Origin of the sequence: Dactylosporangium sp. NPDC049742, from assembly GCF_040674675.1 — a bacterium.
GTDB lineage: Bacteria > Actinomycetota > Actinomycetes > Mycobacteriales > Micromonosporaceae > Dactylosporangium > Dactylosporangium maewongense.
Genome location: NZ_JBFANF010000066.1, coordinates 67,693 through 78,205 on the forward strand (window position 1 = coordinate 67,693; position 10,513 = coordinate 78,205).

The 10,513-nt window shown below is 72.6% G+C and carries 10 protein-coding genes; 8 read left to right on the forward strand and 2 right to left on the reverse strand.

Annotated features, from left to right (window positions below; all coding sequences use genetic code 11):
- Window positions 1-8 precede the first annotated feature (8 nt).
- Window positions 9-980 (reverse strand): aldo/keto reductase, encoded by a 972-nt coding sequence (locus AB0J72_RS47980; RefSeq protein WP_360559817.1) that lies wholly within the window; start codon window positions 978-980, stop codon window positions 9-11.
- A gap of 105 nt (window positions 981-1,085) precedes the next feature.
- On the opposite strand from AB0J72_RS47980, the gene AB0J72_RS47985 reads away from it, so the two are divergent.
- The 5 genes from AB0J72_RS47985 to mshC all read left to right on the forward strand — a co-directional run bounded on the left by AB0J72_RS47985 (window position 1,086) and on the right by mshC (window position 5,836).
- A complete protein-coding gene (locus tag AB0J72_RS47985) occupies window positions 1,086-2,135 on the forward strand; it encodes an LLM class F420-dependent oxidoreductase (protein WP_363412523.1) in 1,050 nt (349 codons plus the stop codon).
- Entirely contained in the window at window positions 2,132-2,830 is a 699-nt protein-coding gene (locus tag AB0J72_RS47990; protein WP_360559819.1) for an MSMEG_4193 family putative phosphomutase, read from the forward strand. The genes AB0J72_RS47985 and AB0J72_RS47990 overlap by 4 nt, the downstream gene beginning before the upstream one ends.
- Window positions 2,831-3,138: 308 nt before the next feature.
- Window positions 3,139-3,702 (forward strand): DUF3090 domain-containing protein, encoded by a 564-nt coding sequence (locus AB0J72_RS47995; protein WP_363412525.1) that lies wholly within the window; start codon window positions 3,139-3,141, stop codon window positions 3,700-3,702.
- Between the two features lie 5 nt (window positions 3,703-3,707).
- A complete protein-coding gene (locus AB0J72_RS48000; RefSeq protein ID WP_363412527.1) occupies window positions 3,708-4,511 on the forward strand; it encodes an SCO1664 family protein in 804 nt (267 codons plus the stop codon).
- Window positions 4,512-4,585: 74 nt separating this feature from the next.
- On the forward strand, window positions 4,586-5,836 hold the full coding sequence (gene mshC / locus AB0J72_RS48005; RefSeq protein ID WP_363412529.1) for a cysteine--1-D-myo-inosityl 2-amino-2-deoxy-alpha-D-glucopyranoside ligase: 1,251 nt from the start codon (window positions 4,586-4,588) through the stop codon (window positions 5,834-5,836).
- 509 nt (window positions 5,837-6,345) lie between these two features.
- Here mshC and AB0J72_RS48010 read toward each other — a convergent pair.
- Window positions 6,346-7,221, reverse strand: coding sequence for a LysR family transcriptional regulator (locus AB0J72_RS48010; protein WP_363412531.1), 876 nt, complete (start codon window positions 7,219-7,221; stop codon window positions 6,346-6,348).
- Between the two features lie 71 nt (window positions 7,222-7,292).
- On the opposite strand from AB0J72_RS48010, the gene AB0J72_RS48015 reads away from it, so the two are divergent.
- The 3 genes from AB0J72_RS48015 (at window position 7,293) to mctP (ending at window position 10,420) form a co-directional block, all read left to right on the forward strand.
- Entirely contained in the window at window positions 7,293-8,219 is a 927-nt protein-coding gene (locus AB0J72_RS48015) for a pyridoxal-phosphate dependent enzyme (RefSeq protein WP_363412533.1), read from the forward strand.
- A gap of 317 nt (window positions 8,220-8,536) precedes the next feature.
- Window positions 8,537-8,758, forward strand: a complete 222-nt coding sequence (locus tag AB0J72_RS48020; protein WP_033357190.1) for a DUF3311 domain-containing protein — start codon at window positions 8,537-8,539, stop codon at window positions 8,756-8,758.
- Window positions 8,759-8,764: 6 nt separating this feature from the next.
- Window positions 8,765-10,420, forward strand: coding sequence for a monocarboxylate uptake permease MctP (gene mctP / locus AB0J72_RS48025; RefSeq protein ID WP_363412536.1), 1,656 nt, complete (start codon window positions 8,765-8,767; stop codon window positions 10,418-10,420).
- The last annotated feature ends 93 nt before the right edge of the window (window positions 10,421-10,513 follow it).

The window sequence follows — 10,513 nt, forward strand, 5'->3', positions numbered from 1 at the left end:
TGCGCTAATTATGTCTGCCGCTCGGGATAGCCCGACGTCGGAGCCGACACGTCGTCGAGGGCGGCGCGGATCTCGCGGGGCAGCTCGATCTCCTCGGTCTGCAGCGCGCCGAGGAGCTGGCCGACGGTGCGGGCGCCGAGGACAGGGGCGACGACGCCCGGCCGGTCGCGCACCCACGCGAGCGCGACCTCGAGGGGTGACACGCCGAGGCCGCCGGCGGCGGTGGCGACCGCCTCGACGATGCCGGCGCAGCGGTCGTCGAGGTACGGGGCGACGAACCGCTCGAAGTGCGGCGACGCGGCCCGCGAGTCGGCGGGGACGCCGCCGCGGTACTTGCCGGTGAGGACGCCGCGGCCGAGGGGCGACCAGGGCAGCAGGCCGATGCCGAGCGCGGAGCAGGCCGGGATCACCTCGCGCTCGATGCCGCGTTCGAGCAGCGAGTACTCGACCTGCGTGGAGACCAGCGGGGCACGGCCGGGCCAGGCGGCCTGCCAGGTGGCGGCGCGGGCGGTCTGCCAGCCGGAGAAGTTCGACACACCCGCGTAGCGCGCGCGGCCGGTCTGCACGGCGGTGTCGAGCGCGCTGAGGGTCTCCTCGAGGGGCGTGTCGGGGTCGTACCCGTGGACCTGCCACAGGTCGACGTGGTCGGTGCCGAGGCGTTCGAGGGAGGTGTCGAGGGCGCGCAGCAGGTGGCTGCGGGAGCCGTCGCGGCGGCGCGCCATGCCGGGTCGCAGGCCGGCCTTCGTGGCGATGACCAGCTCGTCGCGGGGCACGAGCCGGCCGACGAGGGCACCGATCACCGACTCCGCCTCGCCGTCGGCGTAGACGTCGGCCGTGTCCAGCAGCGTGCCGCCCGCGTCGCGGAACGTCTTCAGCTGGGCGGCCGCATCGTCGGCGTCGGTGTCACGGCCCCAGGTCATGGTGCCGAGGGCCAGCCGGGATACCGCCAGCCCGCTACGGCCGAGCGGTCGCTGCTGCATAGGTGGAACGATACGGCCGGATCCCACCGAAGGCGGGTAGGTGGGCCCCCCGCTACCCTTGGTGCCGCCCGTGCAGGGTCGCACGGGGGACCCTGGGAGGCAGTTGTGCGGCTCGCGTTGAACCTCGGATATCTCGCGGCGTGGAATGAACCGGCCGGTCACCTGGCCCTCGCGCAGGAAGCCGACCGCCTCGGTTTCTCCTGCGTATGGGTGGCGGAGGCGTACGGGTCGGACGCCCCGTCGATGCTCGCGTGGTTCGCGGGCCAGACGGAGCGCATCGAGCTGGGCTCCGCGGTGTTCCAGATCCCGGCCAGGACGCCGGCGATGGCGGCGATGACCGCGGCGACGATCGACAAGCTGTCCGGCGGCCGGTTCCGGCTCGGACTCGGCGTGTCGGGCCCGCAGGTGTCCGAGGGGTGGCACGGCGTCCGGTTCGGCAAGCCGTTGCAGCGCACCCGCGAGTACATCGACATCGTCAACCTCGCGCTGACCCGCAAGACGGTCGCCTACGACGGGCAGCACTACCAGCTGCCGCTGCCCGACGGCCCGGGCAAGGCGCTCAAGCTGACCCTGCACCCGACCCGCGACCACGTCCCGGTGTACCTCGCCGCGGTCGGGCCGAAGAACCTGGAGCTCGCCGGCGAGGTCGCCGACGGGTGGCTGGCGATCTTCTTCTCGCCCGAGTTCGCCGCTGAGTCGCTGAAGCCGATCGAGGCGGGCCGGGCCAAGGCCGGCAAGACGCTCGACGGTTTCGAGATCTGCGCCGGTGTACCGGTGGTCGTCGGCGACGACCCGCAGATGTGCGCGGAGCTGGTGCGTCAGTACGCGGCGCTGTACGTCGGCGGGATGGGCAGCCGGGAGCAGAACTTCTACAACGCGCTCGCCACGCGGATGGGGTACGGCGACGCCGCCCGCGAGGTGCAGGACCTGTACCTGGCGAAGAAGCACCGCGAGGCGGCCGCGGCGATCCCGTTCGAGTTCATCGACCGCACGTCGCTGATCGGGCCCGTCGAGCGGATCGCGGAGCGGCTCAAGGCATACCAGGAGGCCGGCGTCACCGAGCTGGCGGCGCTGCTCTTCGGCGACCACGAGCACGGCACGCAGACCATGCGGCAGCTGATGCGCGCGTACGAGATGGCAGGCTTGTCCGCGTGACGACACTGCTCCTGCTCCGGCACGGCCGGACCAACACCAACGCCAGCGGGGTGCTCGCCGGCCACCAGCCCGTCGGGCTCGACGAGGTCGGGCAGGCGCAGGCGCTGGCGGTCGGGGAGCGACTCGCCGCGGCGAAGCTGCCCCTGGCGGCGGTGGTGTCCAGCCCGTTGCCGCGCTGCCGGGAGACGCTGTCGCTGGCTCTTCCCGACTTTTCCGACATTTCGGTGGATGAGGGGATCGTTGAGTGCCGGTACGGTGACTGGACCGGCCGGCCGCTCAAGGAGCTCGCCAAGGAGCCGCTGTGGGCGACGGTGCAGGCGCACCCGTCCGCGGCGGTGTTCCCCGGGCCCGACGGCGAGTCGATGGCCGTGATGTCGGCCCGTGCGATCGCCGCCGTCCGTACGTGGGACGCCAAGCTCACCGAGTCGCACGGCGCGGACGCGGTCTGGCTGGCGTGCAGCCACGGCGACATCATCAAGGCGATCGTCGCCGACGCGCTCGGCATGCACCTGGACCTGTTCCAGCGCATCGCCGTCGAGCCCGCGTCGGTCACGGTGATCCGGTACACCCCGCTGCGGTCCTTCGTCCTGCGGCTGAACGACACCGGTGGGGACCTGTCGCCGTTCGTCCCCAAGATCGACGAGGAGCCGACGTCGGATGCCGCCGTCGGGGGCGGTTCGGGCGGTTCTGTGTGATCTTGCTGCCTGGCGTGAGCGCTGACCGAAGCATGCGGATAGAGTTCTAGCATGAGCGGTCCGGAGCGTCGCGGACGAGCCGCGGATCGGCAGTTCCGGTGGAGTGCCGGAGCGCAGCGGAGGTGACGGCATGAGCGGTCCGGAGCGTCGCGGACGAGCCGCGGATCGGCAGTTCAGGTTGAGCTCGCGCCGGCGCCGGAGCGCAGCGGAGGTGACGGCATGAGCGGTCCGGAGCGTAGCGGAGGAGCCGCGAATCGGCAGCTCAGGTTGAGCTCGCGCCGGCGCCGGAGCGCAGCGGAGGTGACGGTGTGAGCCACCAGGTGTATGCATTTGAGCCGCCCGAGCGGTTCGTCGCGGGGACCGTGGGCGCGCCGGGGGAGCGGACCTTCTTCCTGCAGGCACGCGGCGGCGGGCGGCTGGTCAGCGTCGCCCTCGAAAAGGTGCAGGTGACCCTCCTGGCCGAGAAGCTCGAGGAGCTCCTGCTGGAGGCGCAGCGCCGCTTCGGCGTCGACCTGCCCGAGACCGCGGCCGTCGACACCAGCGACAACGAGCCGCTCGACACCCCCCTCGACGAGGAGTTCCGGGTCGGCACGCTCGGCCTCGCCTTCGACGTCGACACCGCGACCGTGGTCATCGAGGCCATCGCGGTCGGCGACGAGGAGACCGAGGAAGCCGAGGACGAGGACGAGGACGAGCTCAGCAGCGCCGACCGGGACCGGCTGCGGGTCCGGCTGACGCCGCAGGCGACCCGCGCGTTCATCGACCGGGCCAAGCGGGTCGTCGCGTCCGGCCGGCCGCCGTGCCCGCTGTGCGGCCAGCCCCTCGACGCCCGCGGGCACCTCTGCCCGCGTCACAACGGCTACCGCCGGTAGACGCCGTGCCGGCATTGCCCCAGGACGAGGCGCTGGAGCTGCTCCGCCACGGCACCATGGAGATCGAAGGCCGGCTGATGGACGCGTCCAACGCGACCCTGCGGGCCGTCATCACGCACGGGTCGACCGTCGCCCGGTGCGTCTACAAGCCCGTCAGCGGCGAGCGGCCGCTGTGGGACTTCCCCGACGGCACCCTCGCCGGCCGTGAATACGCGGCCTGGCTGCTGTCCGAGGCCACCGGCTGGTCCGTGGTCCCGCCGACCGTCCTGCGCGACGGGCCCCTCGGCACCGGCATGGTCCAGCTGTGGATCGACGACGAGCTGCAGACCGACGACGCGATCCTCGGCTTCGTGCCCGCCGCCAAGGTCCCGCGTACGTGGAAGCGGATCCTCAGCGCGCGCGACGAGCGCGGACGGCCGTTCGTCCTCGCCCACGACGACGACCCCCGGCTCGCGCGGATGGCGGTCTTCGACGCCGTCGCCAACAACGCCGACCGCAAGGGCGGGCACATCATCGACACCGTCGACGGCCGCGTGTACGGCGTCGACCACGGCATCTGCTTCCACGCCGAGGACAAGCTGCGCACCATCCTGTGGGGCTGGGCCGGCGAGCCGCTGCCCGACGAGGCGATCGAGATGCTGGAGAAGCTGCGCGCCCAGTACACCGCCGGGCTCGCCGAATCGCTGTCGGAGCACCTGACCGCGGCCGAGGTCGGCACCGTCGCGCTGCGGATCACCCAGCTGCTGCAGGAGAAGCGGTATCCGGCCCCCGACGAGGACCGCCACGCCATTCCGTGGCCGCCGATGTAAGGCCCTGTCTACGCTAGGTTCGTCACACCGGTTTCCCCGATGTTTCGGTCGTACCCCGCGGATAGTCTTGGCGGATGGATTCATGGTCGGCACCGGCGGTGCCCACGCTGCCCCGCACCGCTGCCGGTGCGACCACCCTCGCCCTGTTCGACTCCGCCCGCCGCGAGATCGCGCCGGTGCGGATCGAGGGCAGGCCCGCCACCATGTATGTCTGCGGCATCACCCCCTATGACGCCACGCATCTCGGCCACGCCGCCACGATGCTCGCGTTCGACCTGGCCAACCGGGTCTGGCGCGACGCCGGCCACGAGGTCGACTATGTCCAGAACGTCACCGACATCGACGACCCGCTGCTGGAGCGCGCCGCCCGCGACGGCGAGGACTGGGTCGTGCTCGCGATGCGCGAGACCGCCCTCTTCCGCGAGGACATGGAGGCGCTGCGGATCATCCCGCCGAAGCGCTACGTCGGCGCCGTCGAGTCCATCCCGCAGATCGCGCGCCAGGTGTCTTCGCTGATCGCGAGCGGCCACGCGTATGCGCTGGAGGACGGCACCGGCGACGTCTACTTCAGCGTCGCGACCGCGCCCGGCTTCGGCAGCGAGTCCAACCTGTCCCGCACCGAGATGCTCCGCCTCGCCGCCGAGCGCGGCGGCGACCCGCAGCGCCCCGGCAAGCGCGACCCGCTCGACCCGCTGCTCTGGCGCGGTCTGCGCGAGGGCGAGCCCGCGTGGGACGGCGGCGACCTCGGCCCCGGCCGCCCCGGCTGGCACATCGAGTGCGCCGTCATCGCCCAGAGCCTGCTCGGCGACACCATCGACGTCCAGGGTGGCGGCAACGACCTGCTCTTCCCGCACCACGAGTGCTCCGCCGCCCACGCCGAGGCCCTCAGCGGCAAGACCCCCTTCGCCACGCACTACGTGCACGCCGGCATGATCGGCCTCGACGGCGACAAGATGTCCAAGAGCCAGGGCAACCTCGTCTTCGTCTCCCGCCTCCGCGGCGACGGCGTCGACCCGATGGCGGTCCGCCTCGCCCTCCTCGCCGACCACTACCGCAACGACCGCCAGTGGACCGACGACGTCCTCAAGACCGGCCAGCAGCGGCTCTCCCGCTGGCGCTCCGCCGCCAAGGCCTCCATCGGCCCGTCCGGCATCGAGCTGCTCGACCAGCTCCGCGAGCGCCTTGCCGACGACCTCGACACGCCGGGCGCCCTGGCCGCCGTCGACGCCTGGGTCGACGCCACCCTCGCCGACGCCGGCGACGACCGCGACGCCCCCGCCGTGCTGCGCCTCGCCGTCGACGCCCTGCTGGGCGTCAAGTTGTAACCGGTTCCCACCGCCGGCGCGCCGGGCATCGAGCCCGGGCCCGCGTCGTTGAACCGTTGAAGGAATTGCGCGGGCGGGCAGGCCTGATCGCCGCGCCCGGGTCCGTCGGACGCCCCGGGTGTCGCCGCCCGGCGGAGGCCCCCGCCCGCGCTGCTTCGCTCTCATGCCCCCGGGCCGGGCTGCGTCATGACTGGTCGCGAGGGCGCCGGGCAGGTCGTCGTGGCCTGCCCGCCGGCCGGGATCGGTGCGGGATCGTGGCGGGTCGCCGGGTCCGATGGAGCGGGTGTGCGGTCGTGGCCGGCCGCTGGGTGTGCCGGTCCGCTCCTGTCGCCGGGGTTCACGGGCCGGTCTGTGGCCTCGGCACGCCGATATAGCGCCGCGCCGACGGCGAGCACCAAGGTCACGACCGGTCCGAAGATCTCACCCAGACTCACGAGCCCGCGTTCCCGCCGCTGGTCCAAATGCCGCCGACTTCCGGTGTACGGCAGGCGTGGCACCGGGCCGGGCGGCTAGGCGGGCGCGCCGGTTGCCATGAGGGCGGCGAGCAGGGCGGCTGGGGCGGGCGGGTCCGGGGGCGTGCCGTAGAGGGCGGCGGTGACGCGGCGGCCCGGGCCGGGGAGCGGCTGTGCCCGGACGCCCGCCGAGCGGTGTGCGCGCAGCGCCAGGTCCGGCAGGATCGTGACGCCCAGGCCGGCGGCGACCAGGGCCTGCACGGCGACGTAGTCGTCGGTGGTGAAGGCGATCTCCGGTGTGAACCCGGCCGCCGCGCACCGCCGGACGAGGCTCGTCCGGCAGCGTTCGCAGCCGCCGATCCAGCGGGCGTCGGCGAGGCCGGCCAGGTCGCGGGTCTCGGTGAGGCCGGTGACGAGGTGCAGCGGCTCGTCGAACAGCGGGGTCAGCCGGACGCCGTCGTCCGGGGCCGGGTCGCCGGCGGCGTAGTCGAAGACGACCGCCAGGTCGACCTCGCCGGCCTTGAGCAGTCGCAGGGCCTCCGGCGGCTCGGCCTCCACCAGGCTCAGCGCGACCCCCGGGTGCGACGCGGCGAAGCGGGCGGCGGCGAGCGGCACGAACGACCCCAGCGCCGACGGGAACGCGGCGAGCCGCACCCGGCCGGACGTCAGGCCGGTCAGCGACTCGAGCTCGGCCTCGGCGGCGTCGAGCCGGCCCAGGATCTCCTCGGCGCGCTCGGCGAGGAGCCGGCCGGCGGGCGTGAGGCGCACGCCGCGGCCGACGCGCTGCACGAGACACGCGCCCGTCTCGGCCTCGAGGCGCGACAGGTGATGGCTGACCGACGGCTGGGCGTAGTGCAGCGCCTCGGCGGCGGCGGTGACCGAGCCGTGCCGGGCGACCGCGGCGAGCACCCGCAGGCGCGTCACATCAAGCATAGATCCCACCTATGAGTTTCCGAGAAACTCGGCATTGGATTTATATATGGTACCGACAGCAAGCTGGACCCATGGTGAGTCTCAACGATGTGCTGCGTGCCCGGCGGGTGCTCGACCCGCACCTCCCCGCGACGCCGTCCTGGTCGTATCCGCTGCTGGACGAGGTCGCGGGCCGCCGGGTGGTGGTCAAGCACGAGAACGCGCAGCCGACCGGCGCGTTCAAGGTCCGCGGTGCGCTCAACCTCATGGCCGGACTCGGCGCGGGGGAGCCCGTCGTCACGTACTCGACCGGCAACCACGCCCGGTCGATCGCGTACGCCGCCCGCGCGTTCGGCGTCCCGGCGCACGTCGTGATGCCGGCCGGGGCCGCGGAGTTCAAGATCCGTGCGGTGCGGGCGCTCGGCGCGACCGTGACACCGCACGGGGAGAACATGGCCGAGGCGGAGGCGCACGCCGAGGCGTACGCCAGGACGGTCGGCGGGCGGCTGGTCAGCCCGGGCGACGAGCCGGCCGTGATCGCGGGCGTCGGGACCGCCTACCTGGAGCTGTTCGAACGGCACCCGGACCTCGACACGGTGGTGGTGCCGGTCGGCAGCGGCACCGGAGCGGCCGCCGCCTGTGTGGTCGCCGCCGCCGTCGCGCCCGGCTGCCGGGTCGTCGGCGTGCAGTCCAGCGCAGCGCCGGCCGCGCACGACTCGTGGCGGGCCGGGGCCTGCGTGCGGCGGGACAACCGGACCAGGGTCGACGGGCTGGCGACGGGGCGCGGGTTCGAGCTGCCGCAGAAGATCCTGCGGGACCTGCTCGCCGACTTCGTGCTCGTCGACGACGACGCGATCGACGAGGCCCGGCGGGTGCTGTCCGGCAGCGCGCACACCCAGGCGGAAGGCGCCGGCGCCGCCGCCCTGGCCGCGGTCCTCGCCCGGCCCGACCTGATGGGGGAGCGGGTCGCGGTGATCCTGACCGGCGGCAACGCCACGCCCGCCGAACTGTCGCGATGACCGACCGCCCGGCCCGCCGCCGCGAGCCGGGCCCACGGAAGGGCACGCGAAGGGCGCACGAAGGCACGCGAAGGGCGCACGAAGGCACGCGACGGGCCCACGGAAGGGCCCGCGATGGCACATGGAAGGGGGCCGCGGAAGGGCCGCAGGGACCGAACGGAACCCCGTTGGTGTGATCCAGGACACCGTACGGCGCGCGGAACCGACCGTTCGCCGATCAGTGACCCCACCGGTCAGCGGCCGGGACGCCGATCAGGTTACGTCGATCTACCTGGCCGCCCGCCAGGCGCGCACAACCCCCGCAAAGGAGGTAGGCCGTGACCGGTCCCGAACGCCCCGACACCCCCCGGGCCGCGGACAAGAGCCCGTGGAACTGGCTGTTGTTCATCCCGATCGTGCTGCCGCTGGTCACCGTCTGGTACAACGCCGACAGTCCCCGCCTGCTCGGCTTCCCCCGGTTCTACTGGATGCAACTGGCCATCATCGCCGTCGGCGTCGGCACCACGACGCTGGTCTACCAGATGACGAAGCGGCGGTGACCGGCGATGTGGCGTGACCATCAGGTCGAGATCGCGATCTTCGTCATCCTGTTCGTCGGGGTGAGCGTGGTCGGCTTCGTCGCCGCCCGCTGGCGCCGCCCCGACAACCTCAACCACCTCGACGAGTGGGGACTCGGCGGCCGGAACTTCGGCGGCTGGATCACCTGGTTCCTCGTCGGCGGTGACCTGTACACCGCCTACACGTTCGTCGCCGTCCCGGCGCTGCTGTTCGCGGCCGGCGCGGCCGGCTTCTTCGCCGTGCCGTACACCGTCATCATCTACCCGCTCGTGTTCCTGGTCCTGGTGCGGATGTGGTCGGTGTCGCACCGGCACGGGTTCGTGACGCCGGCCGACTTCGTGCGGGCCCGGTTCCAGTCGCCGACGCTCGCGCTGCTGATCGCGGTCACCGGGATCGTGGCGACGATGCCGTACATCGCGCTGCAGCTCGTCGGCATCGAGTCCGTGCTCAAGACGATGGGCGTGACCGGTGAGGGCGCGATCGCCCGGCACCTGCCGATCATCGTCGCGTTCGCGATCCTCGCCGCCTACACCTACTCCAGCGGCCTGCGGGCGCCGGCGCTCATCGCCTTCGTCAAGGACACCCTGATCTACGTCGTCATCCTCGTCGCGGTGTTCTACCTGCCGTACAAGCTCGGCGGCTGGGGCGCCATCTTCGACGCCGCCGACGCGAAGTTCGACAAGACCCCGGCGGCGACCGACGGCATCCTCCTCAACGCCAACAACCAGCTGCAGTACATCACCCTCGCCCTCGGCTCCGCGCTCGCGCTGTTCCTCTACCCGCACAGCATCACGGGGGTACTGGCGAGCAAGAACCGCGACGTGATCAAGCGGAACATGTCGGCGCTGCCGGCGTACTCGCTGCTGCTGGGCCTCATCGCGCTGCTCGGGTACGCCGCGATCGCCGCCGGTGTCACCCCGCTGAAGAACCCGAACGGCACCAACGACAACAACACCGTCGTGCCGATGCTGTTCGACAAGCTCTTCCCCGACTGGTTCGCCGGCGTCGCGTACGCCGCGATCGGCATCGGCGCGCTCGTCCCCGCCGCCATCATGTCGATCGCCGCCGCGAACCTGTTCACCCGCAACGTGTACCGCGAATACCTGAAACGCGACGCCACCCCACACCAGGAGGCGACCGTGTCGAAGGTGACGTCGCTGCTGGTCAAGGTCGGTGCGCTGGTCTTCGTCGTCTTCGTCGACCCGCAGTTCTCCATCGACCTGCAGCTCATCGGCGGCGTCATCATCCTGCAGACCCTGCCGGCGGTCGCGCTGGGCCTGTTCACCAGATGGTTCCACCGCGGCGCGCTGATCGGCGGGTGGGTCGCCGGGATGGGCCTCGGCATGTGGATGCTGTACCAGATCCCGAACGCCGCCACGAAGCGCGCCCACTTCGGCGGCTCGGCGTTCCCGCTGAAGGAGTTCGGTTTCGACTCCGCGAAGACGATCTACGTCGGTTTCGTCGCGGTCGCGGTCAACCTGATCGTCGCGGCGCTGCTCACGCTGATCCTGCGGGCCGCGTCGGTCGCCGACGGCGGCGACGACACCAGCGCGGCGGACTACTTCGCCGACGAGGGCGACCCGCGCGTCGACGCCGCCCACCCGTCCACCAAGCCGGAGGTCGCCCCCGACCCGATCACCTGACCGATCACCTGAACAACGCCCGGAAACGGCGACGGCCACCCACCCCCCGGGGGGGGGGCCGGGCCCGCGGGAGGGGCGGGTGGGCGGGCCCGG